Origin of the sequence: Bacillus cereus group sp. BfR-BA-01330 (genome assembly GCF_022663885.1) — a bacterium.
GTDB lineage: Bacteria > Bacillota > Bacilli > Bacillales > Bacillaceae_G > Bacillus_A > Bacillus_A cereus.
This window is the reverse complement of the sequence record NZ_JAKUGK010000007.1, coordinates 393,602-412,397: the sequence shown is the minus strand read 5'-3', so window position 1 is coordinate 412,397 and position 18,796 is coordinate 393,602. Positions and strand designations below refer to the sequence as shown.

The following is an 18,796-nucleotide window of genomic DNA, read 5'->3' as shown; positions in this document are numbered from 1 at the left end:
TAGCTCCTCATTTATGTATATGGGAGCTTCATAATTCTTCTTCATATTTTTTAAAGAAATCGGTCGTTTGCCTAACCATTTTATATTTCACATCTTGCAGATGGAACAAGACAGAAGTATCACATTGATTTAGTTGCCTCATTTTCTCATATCTACGCAACTGCTGTTTTCTTCCTCTTTTTTCTTGTGTTGATACGAAAATTTTAACAGGTACACAAGATGGAAGAAGCGTAAATGATTTCTTATTTATTTTTGATTCTAATTCTTCTTCTTTGGCATCATACGCCAAACTTAATTCCTTCACGAGTCTCTTGTAAAAAAACTTATGCTCTTTCTCAAACTCCACATATTCTGGTAAATCTAAACACGGATTTAACATAATGACAGAGCGTATACACTCAGGGTATTTGTTCATCATTTCGAGTGCTACAAGTGCTCCCATACCATCTGCCATAATGTGCATTTTCGCATTCAATGTCTCTTTTCTCAACACAACGTCATATAAACGTTTCGCTAGACGAACAGATTGGTCGTTTCCCCAATGTCTTCCGTATAAATTAGAAGAAAAGACTGTGTAGCCTTGCTCAATAAGGCCATGTAAAAAATAAGATCTAACCGCATGCTGTGTCCATAAACTTGTACCATTCTCAATAAAGTAGTTATAATCACCGAGGAGCATAACAGAAAATCCATTTGGCTTCTCCGGTAAATAAATGACACATGGTTCTTTTTCTAAGTAAAAAAAACGTTCCGTAATACTCATTTTTCCCCCGCCTTATTTTCTAAACATATAAAACCACTCTTTTATAATGTATGAACGGAATGCAAATTTGCGTTGAAAAATCTACAAATATTTTTCTATATTCTTTTTTCAATTGTGTTACAATAAGGACAGATTGAACGAATAGAGGTGTAAAATATGCGTTTCATTTGGGCATTAATTTGGTCGTTCTTACTTGTACATATGATGAGCTATGTAATCGGCTCTATGACTGGCGGTACATACGACTTTAACCAAGCGTCTATTTTCTCAGTTGTTCTTGCTGTGTTAGTACTAGCAATTTCAGCTGCAATTCCAAACGAGCCAGTAGAACAACACTAAAAAAAGAGTCCGGATTTTATCCGAACTCTTTTTTATTTTTATTTCACATGAACGACTAATTCGTTATTTTCTACATCAACAACTACGTGACTATTATCAGTAATTGTTCCTGCAATTAATTCTCGTGCTAATTTCGTTTCCACTTGACGCTGTACGTATCGTTTTAATGGACGAGCTCCGTACATTGGGTCGAAACCGGCTTCCACAACAAATTCTTTTGCTGCATCTGTTAATTCTACTGTAATGTGACGGTCAGCTAGACGACCTTGTAGTTCTTTTACAATTTTATCAACAATGCCTTTAATTTCATTCGTTGTAAGAGGTTTGAATAAAATAATTTCATCCACACGGTTTAAAAATTCAGGGCGGAAATGTCCTCTTAATTGCCCCATTACAAGGTCTCTTGATTCCTCTTTAATGGAACCATCTTCTTCTAATCCATCTAGTAAATGAGCAGATCCAATATTTGAAGTCATAATAATAACTGTATTTTTAAAGTCCACTGTACGACCTTGCGAATCTGTAATGCGTCCATCATCTAACATTTGTAATAAAATGTTGAATACTTCTGGATGTGCTTTTTCAATTTCATCTAATAAAACAACGGAATATGGTTTACGTCTTACCGCTTCTGTTAATTGACCGCCTTCTTCATATCCTACATATCCAGGAGGTGCACCAATTAAGCGAGACACGGCGTGTTTTTCCATATACTCAGACATGTCAATGCGAATCATTTGCTCTTCACTATCGAATAAAGACTGGGCTAACGTTTTTGCAAGTTCTGTTTTACCAACACCTGTTGGTCCTAAGAAGATGAAAGAACCAATCGGGCGGTTCGGATCTTTAATACCAGCGCGAGCACGAAGAACTGCGTCTGACACTAAGCTTACTGCTTCCTCTTGTCCGATGACACGCTCTGATAAGATTTGCTCTAAGCGTAATAATTTCTCGCGTTCACCTTCCACGAGTTTCGCAACAGGAATACCAGTCCAGCGTGAAACAATATCTGCAATTTCTTCTTCACTTACTTCCTCACGTAATAAACGATTTTCTTGTTTATTATGCGCGCCCATTTCTTCCGCTTCTTTTAACTCTTTTTCAATTGCTGGAATTTTCCCGTGACGAAGTTCGGCTGCTTTATTTAAATCGTAATTGCCTTCTGCTTCTTCTAATTCACGACGCAAACGTTCTAAATGTTCACGTAAGTCACGAACTTTGTGAATGTCTTCTTTTTCTTTCTCCCATTTCGCTCTCATGCCACTTGCAACTTCTTTTAAATCCGATAATTCACGTTGCAATGTTTTTAGACGCTCTTGGCTACCACGATCCGTTTCTTTCCCAAGAGCCGCTTCTTCAATTTCCAGCTGCATAATGCGGCGCGTTACTTCATCTAATTCTGTTGGCATAGAATCAATTTCTGTACGAATTGTTGCACACGCTTCATCAACAAGGTCAATTGCTTTATCAGGTAAGAAGCGATCTGAAATATATCGATCTGATAAAACTGACGCTGCTACAATCGCACGGTCATGAATATTTACACCGTGATAAATTTCAAAGCGTTCTTTTAATCCACGTAAAATTGAAATTGTATCTTCAACAGTTGGTTCTTCTGCTAATACTTGTTGGAAACGTCTTTCTAGCGCTGGATCTTTCTCAATATATTTGCGATATTCATCGAGCGTCGTCGCCCCGATACAATGCAGTTCACCGCGCGCAAGCATCGGTTTTAACATATTTCCTGCATCCATGGCTCCCTCTGTTTTACCAGCTCCAACTATTGTATGAAGTTCATCAATGAATAATAAAATGCGTCCTTCACTCTTTTTAATTTCATTTAATACAGCTTGCAGACGCTCTTCGAACTCACCACGGAATTTCGCACCTGCTACGAGCGCACTCATATCTAACGCAAAAATCGTTCTATCTTTCAATCCTTCAGGTACATCCTTTTTCACGATACGCTGTGCTAGCCCTTCAACGATTGCTGTTTTACCAACACCTGGCTCCCCAATTAAAACAGGATTGTTTTTCGTTTTACGTGAAAGAATACGAATCACACGTCGTATTTCACTATCACGGCCGATTACAGGATCGATTTTCCCTGCTCTCACTTCCGCCACTAAATCACGGCCATATTTTTCTAACGCTTCATAAGTTGCTTCTGGATTTTGACTCGTCACTCTTTGATTCCCCCGAACTGTCATTAAAGACTGTAATAAGTTATCTTTCGTAATATGCAATCTTGTAAATAATTGATTTATATCGCCTTTTTCTTCAGAAAAAGCAAGCAATACATGTTCTACTGAAATGTAATCATCCTGCAGTTTTTCTGCTTCTTTCCCTGCTCTTACAAGAAGTTGTTGCAGAGCGCTCGTTACATACAATTTTCCAACTTCTGCACCGCTCCCTGTTACAGAAGGTTTCTTTTTAATTAAACTTTCAGCACCTTGCTTTAATGCTTCTATATCAACATTCATTTTTTGAAATATACGTACTGCTAATCCATCTTGCTCTTCTAATAATGCAAGTAATAGATGAACAGTATCCACCTCTTGGTGATGATGAGATACCGCTAAAGATTGGGCACTCATAATCGCCTCTTGTGTTTTTGTTGTCATTTGATTTAAGTCCATCTTTACAGCCCTCCAAAAGTTTGACTTTCTTTGACCTTTGATTTGATTATACGCCAACTGACTTTTTTATACAATAATTTTGCCTATGTATTTTCAAACTTATTATTTGAAAAAGAAAAAGAGAGCATTCATTATACTGCTAAAAAATACGGTAAATGAAATTACAATGTGTAACGACAAAAAAGCCGCAATAATGATTGCGGCTTCTGTTACGGTTTTCTTTTATATGTCCACTGGCGGTTATGATTCGTGTTATCCGGAAACTTTTCACCGGCAGTTAATTTCACCATTTGCGGATCTTTCACCATACTTCCCGTTTCACCAATTTCTACGTAAATGCCATCATTCGGCGCTTTTTGTCCAGAACGAAACCTGCGATTTTGTCCCATCTTCATTCTCCTTCCATGACGTCTTGCCTCATTAGTATATCCATTTTAAAAGAAAGCTTTTCTGTCATGTTTAGGAAACAGTACTACATCTCATTCTTGTACATATATATGAATGACACAAGCGTAAGCAGGGATTTCTTTCCTACTTGTAGAAAAAAAAAGAAACCAACCTACTCTAGGCTAGTTTCAAAGGAGAGTCAAACATATACGAGAAGATTACATGTTCATTATATGCCTCATCACACGAGCAATGTAATCCTTTTCACAATTTGTACATAACGAAAGAAACATTGTTTGAACTTTCTAAAAAGATGTTGACTTTTCTTAATTTCCAACGATAAATAGTAGACACCACAGCACTTTGAGACGTAAGATGGATATATAGTGAAATTTCCATCTATGGTGATTTCACCGAGCCTAACCTCTTATTTCTGCATATTAAAAACGGAAATACAGATAGATACAAAAAAATTATTATAAGAGGTGAAATTATGAACAAACAACATTTAATCGCATTAGACTTAGACGGCACTTTATTAACAGACAACAAAATAATTTCCACTCGAACGAAACATACAATTGCAAAAGCAAAGGAACAGGGACATATTGTTGTTATTTCAACAGGACGTCCATTCCGTGCTAGTTATGATTACTATAAAGAACTTGATCTTAACACACCTATCGTAAACTTTAACGGCGCTTACGTACATCATCCTCTTGATTCAAACTGGGGAACACATCACTCTCCTCTTGAGCTAGCAACAGCGCAAGAAATTGTCCGAGCTTGCTTTGATTTTGGCGTAAAAAATATATACGCGGAAGTAATGGACGATGTGTATGTTCGTGAAATTGATGAAGATAAAAAACATATTTTCGAATTCGGCTCTCCTAAGATTTTTACGGGAGACTTATTAAATATTTTAAACGATCATCCAACTTGCTTATTAATTGACGCACATGACGAGCATTCTACTGCAATTCGTCAACATTTAACCGATATGCATGCGGAAGTAATCGACCATAGAAAATGGGGCGCACCTTGGCCGATTATTGAAATTGTGAAAAGCGGATTAAATAAAGCAGTTGGATTACAAAAAATTTCTAGTCATTACAACATTCCACAAGAGCGCATTATCGCTTTCGGTGATGAAGATAATGATTTTGAAATGATTGAATTTGCTGGTCACGGCATCGCAATGGGAAATGCCATCCCTGAATTAAAATCACTCGCAAACCATACGACGTTAACGAACGAAGAAGATGGTATTGCTTTATATTTAGAAGAGGTTCTTGGGTTGTAATCTAAAAATTCCCTACTTATAGTTTCCTGCCAAATGTCCATACTATAAGTAGACGCATGAGACATCGCGTCGATTGTTTTCAGCTAAATAAAGGGGGTTTTTCGAATGGGTAAAAAGAACAAATCAAAACGTTTTATCCAACAAGGAGCCGATGCTGTTATGAAGCATGATGCAAGATTCCCGTACAGAGGTACATTAGCTGAGGCAGAAAAAGCAAGAAGTAACTCTTCTTTTGGAGGGGTTTAAATGGGGAACTTACTATTCCAACAAGCTAGAGATGCTGTTGAAAATGCCGTATCTTGTTCAAGCGGTACTGAGCAACAAGATCTCGTGTATAGAGCAAAAAATGCTTTGCAATCCGCTTACGCAAACTCTTCAACTGCTGAAAAAGTTCAGCTCCGTGAAATGCAAGAGCAATTGCAAAACATTACGAATTTACATTAAAAAAGAGGACCAACTTTGGTCCTCTTTAATCTTTCCGAAACAATCCGAATACCCCAACTGTTTGCAGTATATTTGTAAATGCACCTGGGTCCACTTGTTTAATAATCCTCTCTAATTCGTATAACTCATAACGGGTAATAACCATCATTAACATTTCTTTATTTTCATTTGTATAAGCACCTGTTGCCGGTATCGTTGTAATCCCTCTTACTAATCGCGAGTGAATCGCCTTTCTTACGTCTGCCCCATTCTTCGTAACAATTAATGCTGTAATCTTTACATGGCGAGTATGAATTGCATCAATAATTCTCGTTGATACATATAAAGTCACTAGCGTATACAACGCTTTTTCCCATCCATATACATAGCCAGCAGCGATAATGATAATTGCATTAAAAAAGAAAAAGTATGTACCGACAGGCTTATCTTTTATTTTTGATAAAATCATGGCGATAATATCTAATCCACCTGTAGAAGCACCCCACTTTAAAGCAATCCCTACTCCAATTGCCGAAATAATCCCGCCAAAAATCGCATTTAATATGATATCATTCGAAACCGCTCTAACAGGGATGATTTCTAAAAACAGAGTCATAAATATAACACAAAGAAAACTAAAAAAGGTGAAGGCCTTCCCAACCTTTTTCCACGCTAAAATAACGACAGGAATATTAAATAAGCTAAACAATACTCCCGTAGATATGTGAATCGATAAAAAATCACCTAATATTTGTGATAATAATTGAGACAATCCAGCAAAGCCGCTCGCATACACTTTTGCTGGCGTTAAAAATAAATTCATCCCAATCGCGTTTAATAAACCTGCGATGATTACAACGATTAACTTCTTTATAAGTTCAGTATAATTCAACTTCAAATCCATTTCGAATCCACCTTTACCCTTCATAAATGCACCGCTATACATAGTCTTTACGAAAAAGGAAATGATAAACGTACAACGTTTAGAAATGGAGTTGATACATATGCCACATACGAGTGATAACGACAAAAAAGCACGCGATAATAACGCAAAACGCACACAAAAAAATGAGCAAGAGCAAAAAAATATTCAGCAAGGTAAACGTGCATACTCTAAAAAGACCGATCACCTTTGATTCCATCGTACATCAACAATTATGTTGATGTACTTTTTTACATTTTAAAGGAAAAAACATTAAAAATTCACTTCATGTTCACTTCTATATTCTACAATAGCGATAACATATTCGGATGAGGTGTTGGCATGAGAGGGAAACATATTTTCATTATTACTGCACTAATAAGTATATTGATGCTATCTGCTTGCGGACAAAAGAATGGCTCAGCTACAGTCGCTACAGCAACAGACTCCACCATTACAAAGGATAACTTCGAAAAACAATTGAAAGATCGTTACGGAAAAGACATGCTATACGAAATGATGGCACAAGACGTCATCACAAAAAAATATAAAGTACCTGATGAAGAGGTAAATAAAGAAGTAGAAAAAGTAAAAAAACAATATGGAGATCAATTCAAAAAAGTATTAGAAAATTATGGTTTAAAAGATGAAGAGGATTTCAAAAATCAAATTAAGTTCAAACTTGCTATGAATGAAGCGATTAAGAAAAGCATTACAGAAAAAGACGTAAAAGACCACTATAAGCCAGAAATTAAAGCGAGTCACATTTTAGTAAGTGACGAAAATGAAGCGAAAGAAATAAAGAGTAAACTAGATGCTGGTGCTTCATTTGAAGAATTAGCAAAACAAGAATCACAAGATCTGCTATCAAAAGATAAAGGCGGAGACCTTGGATACTTCAATTCAGGTACAATGGCTCCTGAATTCGAAACCGCTGCCTACAAACTAAATGTTGGACAAATTAGCAATCCCGTAAAATCATCAAACGGTTATCACGTTATTAAATTAACTGATAAAAAAGCTTTAAAGCCTTATGATGAAGTGAAAGACTCTATTCGCAAAAACTTAGAGGAAGAACGTACTGCTGATCCTGTATTCAGCAAAAAATTGTTACAAGAGGAATTAAAAAAGGCAAATATTAAAATAAATGATAGTGATTTGAAAGATACGTTTACTCTTACGCGTGAGCAGGAGAATTAAAAGGAAGCACGACCTTATTTAAAAATAAGATCGTGCTTTTTAATCTTCCATCACTATTTCTAATTTTTTCTTTATTTTATAATGCTAATGAAAAAATGAATTATTTAAAATAAAAAATGCATCCCGAAACATTAACGATTTATTTCCAAACTTGACAAACTGGATTCCTTTGTTAAATATATGTCCTTTACAAATAGTACAGATTTATTTACATTCCCTTATTTTTCATTTCATCCTTTTAATCTAGTAAAATTATAACGCTTATTTAATATATCATTAATTATTTCTTGATCTTTTGTTACTAAAATTGTACAAAATTCATTACAAGTTATTAAGACAGTTTCCTCATCATTTTTTAATAATATACCTGTTCCACATTCGGAAGTATAGAGTACTTTCTTTGAAGATAAATCTGTATATTTTTCTTCTTCCACTAATAGTTCACACTGAACATTTCCCCTTATCCTCAAAAACTTTTCGAAAACTAGTATATTTTTAGGATTTCCATCGGTTATATTGGGAACATTTCTTTCCACTATTACCTGAAGGTGCTCTACTTCATCTTCAAATTTCATCTCTGACCTAGCAACAGAAACATTTAAATATAAATTATCTTTTAGTTGAATGGCTATTTCTGAACTGATTATAGTATTATCATCTTTTTGCATTATAGGTGTTAAACTTAATATCTTGATCTCCGCTTCTTTCATTAAAGCATCTATAGCTTTTGGATGAACTTGCACCGGAACTATATAATGTGGCATTCCTATCAATCTTCTTCACTCCTAATTAAAATTTCAGTATTATATACTTAAAAATGAATATCTTCGTATATTCTTTTTCTTTTAATATCTAAATTAACTTTCCACGTGCCATCTTTACGTTTTACCATTCTAATTTGAATTCGATTGTCTTTAGTATGTCTTCTAACTGAATTTCCTTTTCTATGATTTATCACCTTTTGCCCTTTTGTATAATGTCTAAAAATACTTTTTGCAACAGCTTTTCCACCTGGCAAATCCGTATTAATTCTTGATTTATGCGCTCTTGCATTTTTTCCTAATAACTTTGTAAAATAAACCGGTTTTGTAATTGTTTTTGTTAGTTTTAATTTTCCTCCGCCAATTGCGCCTATAGCTGCAGCTTTTGCTACCCCTTTCCAACCCTTTCCTGATTTATAAGCTTTATAGCCATCATAAGCTGCAAAACCAGCATTTACTGCAAACCACACCCAATGCCCATCTGGATCCACCATCATCACTGGATTATTATCACCATACGTATACCCATTCTGCGTCACAGGATCATCTTCATCACCCGGATCAGGATCCACCGATAAAAACACACCATGCTCCGGATTATAGTATCTCGCAATCAAGTAATACATGCCAATTTCTTTATCATACATGTATCCTGCATATCCAAACGGATTGTCTGCTGCGATTCCTTTTGCTTCGCTCTTTAAGACGTTACCCCATGCGTCATATTCATAGCTTGCGACTATTTGTCCATCTTTGTCGGTCATTGCTAGGCGGACACCGTCTTTGTTGTAAACGTACTGACGAAGGACTTTTCCGTTTCCTTCTGTTTCGTATAACGGGTTACTTGTCCGTTTACGTTCTTTTCACCTTTGCTCATTAAGGCAACAAGTTGATTTATCTCGTCCTATATAAGTAAGTAAGGACATAAAGTTATGTCCCTACTTACTATCATCGTACTTCCAATCATTGATTCCGCTGAGTGCCTTTTTCTCAATTTAAACATTAAGGGTGTTCTCTCGTTTCTTTATATTCATCAATAATATATCCCGAATAGGTAGTAGCTTGCCTTTCATATCCAATTTTAGTTAAATTAATATCATTAATCCATTGGAAATAATGGGTCAGCTCATGAGCAATAGTAACCAGATAATATCCTAATGCATCATCTTTTCCATTTTTTTTAACATTTCATAATAATCACCTGTTGAAATACGAATATATGGCTCATCATTTCGATTAAATGGCTCAAAGAAAGTTCCATAGACTAGCTCTCCATCCATCGCTTTAATTTTACATGCAGATTTCACATATATCGGTACTCTAATAGGGAAATAATACTCTTGTCGTAACCATTTACAAAACTCTTTAATAGCTCTTCTCACTTCAGGATCAACATCTTTATCGAATTTTACTCGTAGTCCCATGCGATGACTCTTCTCTTCTAGATTATAATATTTCCGCCAATTTGTTAGTGTCCAAATATGCATATAATCATCCTAATTATTTTATATTTTTAATACTGTCAGCCTTGTAAAAATTCAAAACACAGTGTAAAAGCTATCACAATTTTATACATAAAATGAAACTTTAATCAGTGATGATCTTACTGCCCGGCAAATAGCAGGATAGGCAGTACAAACACTGCGATAAATCTCTTATATTCTTTTAGCCTTTTTAATGAATCACATAAGAAATACTACAATCAAAATCTCACTTAAAAAACTATATAATAATTAACCATATATTTTTAAAACTTTATAACATACCTCTTCTATAACTTTAGTTTCCATCCTGCCTACTTCTTTCACAATATCTACCTTATAGAGCGAATACATTATTAAAAATAAAAAGAACTATCCCTTCTCTTAAAAATTCAGAGAAAGAATAGTTCTTTTTTCATTTACTTTATTTCTTAAAGTAAGTCCAACCTTCTTCTTGGTAAACCTTTTCTTCTTTCATCAACTTACCAAGTGCGCGCTTAAATGCAGCTTTACTCATGTTAAAGCGTTCTTTAATATCTTCTGGATGGCTCTTATCCCAAAACGGCATTGCTCCGCCTCGTTCTTCCATATATGCATAAATTACTGCAGCATCGTCTTCCATTCCTTCTTCTTTACGAGGAAGAAGTGAAATGTTAATTGTACCGTCATCTTTTACGTCAATAATACGGCCTGTTACACGCTGACCGATGCGGACTTGTTCTTTTCTTTCTGTATGGTGTAAGAAAGCACGGAAATGTTCATCTGTTAAAACGAATGAACCTACTTGAAGCGAACGATATACACGTCCATTTACGTTTTTATTACGCATAGATGGCGTTGCATCTACGATAATTTCTTGCATATCACTGTCTCTTGCCGGAAGAGCAATTAAACGATCACGATTCGTTAATTTTAACGTACAATATAATTCGTCGCCTACTTCTGGCCATACTGGCATATAAATCGGGAACTCATCAGCTGGAATTAGTATATCTTTTGACACACCAATATCAACAAACACACCTAAACTAGGAATAACTTCTACAACCTTTACCCAGTTCCAATCATAAGTTGTAATAATCGGTTCCTTCATTGTTGCTGAAATACGATTTTGGTGATCAAGGTATAAGAATACATCAATCGTATCGCCTTCTTCAATTTCTCCAGCTACTTCGTTTTTATGTAGGAAAATTTCCTCTTCTTCATTCCCAACCATATATCCGATTTCCGTTTCGCGTAAAACAGTTACCTGTTCAATCGATCCTATTTGCAAATACATATTTTTTAATTCCCTTCTATATATATAAAATTATCTTTTTTATCATTCCAAACAAAAGTTAATTATAACATGATTTTTCCTGTATTTGTCCAACTGCCCAAAATTCACTATAATAAAATAAGGTTACATGAATATAAGTACGAAAACACTTAAGTCTAGACTCGTTTTCAGCTATACTTTAGTATGTACAGTACATAACAAGATTAGAAATTTATTTGGAGGTGCTAACTATGGCAAAAGATAGCTCTTTTGACATCGTTTCGAAAGTAGAATTACCTGAAGTAACAAACGCAATTAATATCGCATTAAAAGAAATACAAAACCGATATGACTTTAAAGGAAGTAAAAGTGATATTAAATTAGAAAAAGAAGTACTTGTTTTAACTTCTGATGACGAGTTTAAATTAGAGCAAGTAAAAGACGTTCTTATCTCTAAACTTGTAAAACGTAACGTTCCAATTAAGAACTTAGATTACGGAAAAGTTGAAGCTGCAACTGGCAACACTGTTCGCCAACGCGCAACACTTCAACAAGGTATCGATAAAGATAACGCTAAAAAAATTAACAACATCATTAAAGAAATGAAATTAAAAGTAAAAACACAAGTACAAGATGATCAAGTACGTGTTACAGCGAAAAGCCGTGATGACTTACAAGCAGTAATCGCAGCTGTTCGTAGCGCTGATTTACCAATCGACGTACAGTTCATTAACTACCGCTAAAAAGAAAACTCCTCTTAATTAGAGGAGTTTTTTGTTTTGTAGAGACAATATTCCGAGAACAAACCATAGAAAAATGGTGTATGCGGTGAAAATCACTAAGTGAACAGAGTCTAACCATACGAATACTTTACAAGTGAGCGCATGATTAAACTAGGCCTTATTATAGAATTTGTTTTATACATGTATTTAGCAGACCTTATTGAAAATAAGAAAAATATGCCTTAAGACGTTTCCCCTTCAATTTGAATTACTTTTCTTAATAACCACATCCTGGGCCAAAGTCATCTTAAAAATCGCTGTAACTCATAATTCCTCTCCCCGCCAAAACGTAACAATTTATGAGTATAAGAATATTTCCCAACCTTTAATGTAATGTAAAATTAGTAAGGATCTAAAAAATGTTAATTAAAAAAGAGTTAGAAGTGGTTTTTTGAAGAAATTAATATTATGGTTTTTATTAGCCACATTCTCCCTAAATACTGTAGGATGTTCTAATAATACGAATACACTAACGGATAAATCTAACTGTATCAACAAAGCTTGGTACAAAAAAAATATGTCATGTAATCATTTAAAAAACATTAAATAGTTAATGATAAAGATCTAAAGAAAAGACACCCCAAAGTACCTTCCTCCGACTTGAACCAATAATATTCGGATGGATTTAAAAAGAAGCATACATCTTTAATAAAGATGCAGGCTTCAAAATAAAAAAGTACGCTAAAGCGCTAAGTAAACTCTTATTCAAAAATTTATATTAAGCACTAATATTTTAGAAGCAAGTTTATAAGTATAAAACCTACAGAGATTTCCCCTGTAGGTTTTATTATATTTCAAGTGATTTCCAAATGAATTATGAGTGACTTTTTTCAGTTTGGTTTTCAAAATATTTTTCTTTAACCATTTTTATCAGATTTTCTTTTTCTGTTAGTTCGAATATAAATAATGCTTTTTTCATGTTATTTGCAACATCTTCTTCATTAGGTTGTTTAAGTTTCAATAAATTCCAAGCTTTTCCATAGTATAATTCACCTAGTAAATATAAAGTATTTAGATTAATAGCTAGTTTGATACCCATATCATTGTATTTTACTGCCTCTTCATGTTGATTTGCATGACCTAAAATTTTTGCTAAATTAAAAATAATTTTCAATTTAATTTCTTTATCTCTAGGAAAATCTAACTTATTAAAATTAGTTAAACACCTTCTTAATATATTAATACTTTTTTCATATTCTTTATTTTCCCCATGGAATATAGCAATTGTCTGCATAATATCTATTTCTCTTTCTGATAAAAAATCAGAATTAGTTACAGTTAATTTTAATGCATTATTTAAAAAATCTAAAGCAGTTTTTATTGATTTATCCACCATAAATATAGCAATCGCTTCATGCCATATTAAAAATTGTTTATCTTCTGTTGATTGGAAGTTATTTTCGTTTTTCTCTTTTTTCACTATTTCATAAAGTTCTTTGTATTGTTTTTGCTTTAAGCAATCTTTTATTACGCATTTTACATTTTCTACATATTTTAATTTTTTGTTTTGAGTTAATGCAAATATATTATTTGGGTCAATACCAAGTCTTTCTGATAATTGATATAACAATATACTAGATGGATAAATCACACCTTTTTCTATTTTGCTAATTTGACTTTGCGAACATATTCCATGACATAATTCGGATTGTGATATATTTTTTTTAATTCTAAGCTCTTTAATGGTAATACCCAAATCGTAAAACTCCATTTTCCCACCTACTATTTAGCACTGTATTAGTATAAGAGTATTCTCTAACTTTTAATGTAATGTAAAATTAATATAGTTGCAATTATTGATTGCTTCAAAGATTCTTCCCTATCGGTGCTAACACAAAAAACAGGTTAGGAAGAAAATCCTCTTCCTAACCTAGCCCTCCTCTCACTAGGGACGTTTTCATTCTCACGTCGTTTCTCTTAAGAAATTTCATATCAACAGAATAACACTATTGCCCCACCGAACAAACTTACAAATACAATAAGAAGACATGAACATAGAGCGAGTAATTTCTCATCTCATCTACGCTTCCTTTTAACTGCAATTAGAAACGCAATAAATAATACATTCACACCAACGATTAAGGAGATAAATAACCAATTCACACCTGTTTCTCCGTTAACTTTATACACATTTGATTCTTCACGTTTTAAAACGAGATAAAACTTTCCGTTTTCCTCTCTTATAATTTCATCCTGTAACAATCCTCTTAACTCTTGTTTTTCACCAATTGCACTTGCAGGTAAGGAGACTTTTTGTGTTTCTTTCGTATTATTAATTGCTACTAAAGTTACTTCATCTTTATATTTTCGTTTTAGTATGCTCATCCCGCTCTTATCATACAGAAGCTCAAACGTACCGCGTCGTAAAGACGGTCTCGCCTGCCTAAGTTCACCTAGTTTTGTTATGTGCTGCATAAATTTTTCGTCTGACTTAAAATCCATTAATCGTCTATTATCGGGTACACTTCCTCCATCTAATGCAATTTCCGTTCCGTAATAAAAATTCGGAATCCCAGGTGATGTTAACAAATAAGTAAGCGCCAGTTTTAAACGTGATGGCGGATAATACATATTTTCTTTTGCAATACGCGCATATCTTTTTGTTTCTTGATCATCTAAAAACGTAACAAATTGCCCTTCTTTTTTACTCACATCGTATAACGATTTCACCGATACATCCGCTTCGGAAAACGATTCTACGATTTTTTCGTTGTATTCGCTATCCTCCTTTGTCATAATACGAAAATCTTTCTTTATCACTTGCATATCTTTTTGCGCGTTATCCCAAAAGGAACGCGGCTTTTTTTCACTATGTATAACATAACTTCCGTCTAAATCAACTTCTTTTATCCACCATTTCATTGCGTCAATTACCTGTCGTTCGTTTTCTCCAAGCGGAAATTGAAATACAACTTTCATTCCTTTTGCATGAGCTTCTTTTACAAGTTCTTTCACATCATTGTCTGTCCCGAAATGTTCATTTACCTTTTTAAAATTTCGCACGTCTAATCCATCGTACTTTCCACTTTCAAAAAGCGGCGAAAGCATAACGGTAGTAAAACCCATTTCTTTTATGTAATCCAACCTTTTTATAATTCCTCTTATATCCCCGCCTTGATACCCTTCTAAATTACCAACTTCTAATTGTTTGTCATTTTTCGGTTCTCCATTATTGAAGCGATCAATCATAATGGAGTATATAACTTCATCTTTCCACTCTCTTTTTTCGTCTGCAAAAGTATGTATTGGTACAAACAAAACAAAAGCTAAGCAAAAACAAATGAATAGTTTCCTAGTCCGTATTTTTCCCACACGCATCCCCCAAGTTTTTAATTGTAAGAATATTATACCAATTATCCGAGAGAAACGCATATGTCGATTTCAATCCTCACAAAATAATCTATGTTATATTTTCTAACATCATGTATATATTTTTCTGAATTTTTAGTTGATTTTTAGTTCTTTTTCGAATATGATATGAAACATAACAAAATGATGTTATTTTTTCTAACATTATAGGAGGAGAGCTCATGAATATGGGAGATACAGTTTTTATGTTTGTGACGACAGTAATGGTCATGTTGATGACACCAGGATTGGCACTTTTTTATGGAGGTATGGTTCGCAGCAAAAATGTACTCAGTACAACGATGCATAGTTATAGTGCAATGGCTATCGTTTCGATTCAATGGATTGTTATCGGCTATTCTTTATCATTCGGACCAGATTGGCACGGGCTTATCGGTACACTTGATTGGTTCGGTCTAAACGGAGTTACCTACGCACCAAATCCAGACTACTCATCTACTATTCCTCACAATTTATTCATGATGTTTCAACTCATGTTCGCCATTTTAACTCCAGCTTTAATTTCAGGTGCATTTGCTGAAAGAATGCGATTTTCTGCCTTTCTTATTTTTATCCTTTTATGGACAACGATTGTTTACAATCCTGTCGCTCATTGGGTATGGGGCGTCGGCGGGTGGCTAAGGGAACTTGGTGCACTAGACTTCGCTGGCGGAAACGTCGTTCACATCACTTCCGGAGTTGCTGGTCTTGTATTAGCTATTTTCCTCGGAAAACGAAAAAACATAAATGGTTCTTCTCCTCACCATTTGCCATTTACAATGTTAGGCGCAGGCTTATTATGGTTTGGCTGGTTCGGTTTTAACGTCGGCAGCGCATTATCCTTAAACGACGTAGCTTTAAATGCATTTATTAATACAAATATAGCCGCTGCTGCCTCAGCATTAACTTGGATGCTTTCAGAGTGGTTCTTCCAATCAAAACCGACTGCGATGGGAGCTGCTTGTGGCGCCGTTTCCGGTCTAGTCGCTATTACACCAGCTTGCGGGTTCGTTACACCTTTCTCAGCTCTTCTTATCGGAGCAATTGGCGGCGTATTATGCTTCGGAGCGGTCTTTTTCTTAAAAACAAAATTCGGATACGACGATACACTCGATGCATTCGGATGTCACGGCATCGGTGGAACTTGGGGCGGTATTGCGACAGGATTATTTGCAACTACTGCCGTAAACGGCGATGGCGCTAACGGATTATTTTACGGAAACGCCTCGCTGCTGTTGAAACAACTTGTAGCGATCGGCGCAACATATGCGTTCACAATTATAATGACGTATGCCATTATTAAAGCAATCAACTTCTTCCTCCCTGTCCGGGTAGATGAGCACGAGGAACATATGGGACTTGATATTTCGATGCATGGGGAGAAAGCTTATGAGTATACTGAGCGAGTGAACTAAAAAAGAGATGCAATCTATTAGTAATAGATTGCATCTCTTTTTTGCGCACCGGGCAACATACCCCACCTAGTATAACTGGAAATATATTAACGGTTTTTTGGATATATCAACGATTTTTCAAATATATCGATTGTTCCTTTCAATATATCAACGTTTCGACACAAGATATCGATTTACCAACAAATTCCGACATAACGAAACTGAAGAATACCCGCGTGTAACTTTACACATAAAAAAGACGACCGTTTCATAACAGTCGTCTTTTCCGATTTATTTCGGAGCATTTCCTACATATTGCGTAATATCAACATTTAATGCCTGCGCTAAACGCATACCGTATTCTTGATCTGCACGGAAGAAGTTACAAACAGCTAGTAATTTCGTGCGTTCATTTACGTCTTTCAAGTCATTTGTTAAGTTTGCAATTAAGTTATCTTGCTCTTCTTTAGAGAATGAACGGTAACGCTCACCTGCTTGTTTGAAGTCATTTGGTTTGTCAATTTTTTCACGAGATACATAGCCTTCTACTTTCATAGTTGAATCGCGGTAAGCTGGGTCTTCAACTGGATTCTCTGCATGACGGCTCGGTTCGTAGTTGATTGTAGATGGGTTTTGATTCACTTGCATCGCACCATCACGTTGTTGATTATGAACAGCTGCGTATGGGCAGTTTACAGGGATTTGTAAGTAATTTGCACCAAGACGATAACGTTGTGTATCTGGGTAAGAGAATAAACGACCTTGTAATAATTTATCTTCCGATGGCTCAATACCATTTACAGTTGCACTTGGAGAGAACGCTACTTGTTCTACTTCTGCAAAGAAGTTTTTCGGATTACGATTTAACGTCATTGTCCCTACTTCCATTAATGGGAAGCGATCTTCTGGCCATACTTTCGTTGGATCTAGTGGATCAAAGTCTAAAGAGTCCATTTCATCTAATTGCATAACTTGTACGTGTAAATCCCATTTTGGGTGATTTCCTTTTTCGATTGCATCGAACAAGTCACGAGTTGCATGATTGAAGTCTTTCCCTTGTACTTCTTGCACTTCTTTCGCATTTAGGTTACGTACACCTTGCTGTGGTTTCCAGTGGTATTTTATATAAACAATTTTACCTTCTTCATTAATCCATTTAAATGAATGGACGCCGAAACCCTCCATTTCACGATAGCTTGCTGGTGTACCGTAATCAGAAAATACCCATGTCATCATATGTGTAGATTCTGGACTTAACGTCATGAAATCCCAATAACGATCTGGCGTTTGAATATTCGTATCAGGTGCTGGTTTTAAGGAATGTACCATATCTGGGAATTTAATTGCATCACGAATGAAGAAAACTGGTAAATGATTACCTACGATATCGTAGTTTCCTTCTTCTGTATAAAATTTAACAGCGAACCCACGTGGGTCACGTGCTGTTTCAGGAGAACCTTGACCATGAATAACCGTTGAAAAACGAACAAATACAGGCGTTTCAGTTCCTTCATTTTGCAAAAATGCAGCTTTCGTATATTGCTTCATACTATTTTTCGTTACGAATACACCGTGAGCACCTGCACCACGTGCATGCACAACACGCTCCGGAATACGTTCACGATCAAAGTGCGCAAGTTTTTCTACTAAATGATAGTCTTCTAATAATACTGGTCCACGACGACCGGCTGTACGAGAATTTTGGTTGTCTCCAACTGGAGCACCTTGGTTTGTTGTTAAGCGATTATTTGGATTCATCTAGGGGGATCCTCCTCTTTATTTCGTAGTAATTATTA

19 protein-coding genes are annotated in these 18,796 nt (G+C 35.2%); 8 read left to right on the top strand and 11 right to left on the bottom strand.

All coding sequences use genetic code 11. The annotated features are described in order from the left end of the window. Positions 1 to 28: 28 nt before the first annotated feature. Entirely contained in the window at positions 29 to 763 is a 735-nt protein-coding gene (locus MR112_RS21740) for a lipase family protein (protein ID WP_226369036.1), read from the bottom strand. A 156-nt stretch (positions 764 to 919) separates the two neighbouring features. Here MR112_RS21740 and MR112_RS21735 point away from each other — a divergent pair, with 156 nt between their 5' ends. After that, positions 920 to 1,102 (top strand): YjzD family protein, encoded by a 183-nt coding sequence (locus MR112_RS21735; RefSeq protein WP_001211116.1) that lies wholly within the window; start codon positions 920 to 922, stop codon positions 1,100 to 1,102. A gap of 38 nt (positions 1,103 to 1,140) precedes the next feature. Here the strand turns inward: MR112_RS21735 and clpB are convergent, their stop codons facing one another. Next, positions 1,141 to 3,741: an ATP-dependent chaperone ClpB gene (gene clpB, locus MR112_RS21730; protein WP_000365401.1), complete on the bottom strand. Its 2,601-nt coding sequence runs from the start codon at positions 3,739 to 3,741 to the stop codon at positions 1,141 to 1,143. A gap of 209 nt (positions 3,742 to 3,950) precedes the next feature. Next, complete coding sequence (locus tag MR112_RS21725) at positions 3,951 to 4,130, bottom strand: YjzC family protein (RefSeq protein WP_000531421.1); 180 nt, start codon at positions 4,128 to 4,130, stop codon at positions 3,951 to 3,953. Positions 4,131 to 4,621: 491 nt separating this feature from the next. Here MR112_RS21725 and MR112_RS21720 point away from each other — a divergent pair, with 491 nt between their 5' ends. The 3 genes from MR112_RS21720 (at position 4,622) to MR112_RS21710 (ending at position 5,875) form a co-directional block, all read left to right on the top strand. Beyond that, on the top strand, positions 4,622 to 5,431 hold the full coding sequence (locus MR112_RS21720; RefSeq protein WP_001041232.1) for a Cof-type HAD-IIB family hydrolase: 810 nt from the start codon (positions 4,622 to 4,624) through the stop codon (positions 5,429 to 5,431). Positions 5,432 to 5,536: 105 nt separating this feature from the next. After that, entirely contained in the window at positions 5,537 to 5,677 is a 141-nt protein-coding gene (locus MR112_RS21715) for a hypothetical protein (protein ID WP_000516816.1), read from the top strand. Continuing rightward, positions 5,678 to 5,875, top strand: coding sequence for a DUF3813 domain-containing protein (locus MR112_RS21710; RefSeq protein ID WP_000527407.1), 198 nt, complete (start codon positions 5,678 to 5,680; stop codon positions 5,873 to 5,875). Positions 5,876 to 5,900: 25 nt separating this feature from the next. Here the strand turns inward: MR112_RS21710 and MR112_RS21705 are convergent, their stop codons facing one another. Next, on the bottom strand, positions 5,901 to 6,758 hold the full coding sequence (locus tag MR112_RS21705; protein WP_000364431.1) for a YitT family protein: 858 nt from the start codon (positions 6,756 to 6,758) through the stop codon (positions 5,901 to 5,903). A 100-nt stretch (positions 6,759 to 6,858) separates the two neighbouring features. Here MR112_RS21705 and MR112_RS21700 point away from each other — a divergent pair, with 100 nt between their 5' ends. Continuing rightward, a complete protein-coding gene (locus tag MR112_RS21700) occupies positions 6,859 to 6,990 on the top strand; it encodes a DUF3941 domain-containing protein (protein WP_001120851.1) in 132 nt (43 codons plus the stop codon). A gap of 128 nt (positions 6,991 to 7,118) precedes the next feature. Continuing rightward, positions 7,119 to 7,976 carry a peptidylprolyl isomerase PrsA gene (prsA, locus tag MR112_RS21695; protein ID WP_001214212.1) on the top strand — a complete coding sequence of 286 codons (858 nt, stop codon included), beginning with the start codon at positions 7,119 to 7,121 and terminating at the stop codon, positions 7,974 to 7,976. A 230-nt stretch (positions 7,977 to 8,206) separates the two neighbouring features. Here prsA and MR112_RS21690 read toward each other — a convergent pair whose 3' ends face one another. From MR112_RS21690 to MR112_RS21675, 4 genes are all read right to left on the bottom strand, one after another. After that, complete coding sequence (locus MR112_RS21690) at positions 8,207 to 8,740, bottom strand: hypothetical protein (protein ID WP_002197523.1); 534 nt, start codon at positions 8,738 to 8,740, stop codon at positions 8,207 to 8,209. Positions 8,741 to 8,787: 47 nt separating this feature from the next. Then, on the bottom strand, positions 8,788 to 9,501 hold the full coding sequence (locus MR112_RS21685; protein ID WP_226369035.1) for an RHS repeat-associated core domain-containing protein: 714 nt from the start codon (positions 9,499 to 9,501) through the stop codon (positions 8,788 to 8,790). Between the two features lie 390 nt (positions 9,502 to 9,891). Continuing rightward, positions 9,892 to 10,224, bottom strand: a complete 333-nt coding sequence (locus MR112_RS21680) for a hypothetical protein (protein ID WP_080465869.1) — start codon at positions 10,222 to 10,224, stop codon at positions 9,892 to 9,894. A 418-nt stretch (positions 10,225 to 10,642) separates the two neighbouring features. Continuing rightward, positions 10,643 to 11,497 (bottom strand): CvfB family protein, encoded by an 855-nt coding sequence (locus MR112_RS21675; protein ID WP_000281262.1) that lies wholly within the window; start codon positions 11,495 to 11,497, stop codon positions 10,643 to 10,645. Between the two features lie 230 nt (positions 11,498 to 11,727). Between MR112_RS21675 and MR112_RS21670 the strand changes: the two genes are divergently transcribed. Beyond that, the gene (locus MR112_RS21670; protein ID WP_001040149.1) at positions 11,728 to 12,219 is read left to right on the top strand and encodes a YajQ family cyclic di-GMP-binding protein; all 492 of its coding nucleotides are present in this window, start codon (positions 11,728 to 11,730) and stop codon (positions 12,217 to 12,219) included. A gap of 853 nt (positions 12,220 to 13,072) precedes the next feature. On the opposite strand, the gene MR112_RS21665 is transcribed toward MR112_RS21670, so the two are convergent. Beyond that, entirely contained in the window at positions 13,073 to 13,969 is an 897-nt protein-coding gene (locus MR112_RS21665; RefSeq protein ID WP_000397889.1) for a helix-turn-helix domain-containing protein, read from the bottom strand. 305 nt (positions 13,970 to 14,274) lie between these two features. Next, the gene (locus MR112_RS21660) at positions 14,275 to 15,630 is read right to left on the bottom strand and encodes an alpha-amylase family glycosyl hydrolase (protein ID WP_226369034.1); all 1,356 of its coding nucleotides are present in this window, start codon (positions 15,628 to 15,630) and stop codon (positions 14,275 to 14,277) included. Between the two features lie 158 nt (positions 15,631 to 15,788). Between MR112_RS21660 and MR112_RS21655 the strand changes: the two genes are divergently transcribed. After that, the gene (locus tag MR112_RS21655; RefSeq protein WP_086404542.1) at positions 15,789 to 17,021 is read left to right on the top strand and encodes an ammonium transporter; all 1,233 of its coding nucleotides are present in this window, start codon (positions 15,789 to 15,791) and stop codon (positions 17,019 to 17,021) included. Between the two features lie 270 nt (positions 17,022 to 17,291). Here MR112_RS21655 and katB read toward each other — a convergent pair whose 3' ends face one another. Further along, entirely contained in the window at positions 17,292 to 18,758 is a 1,467-nt protein-coding gene (katB, locus tag MR112_RS21650; protein WP_025687695.1) for a catalase KatB, read from the bottom strand. Positions 18,759 to 18,796: the final 38 nt, after the last annotated feature.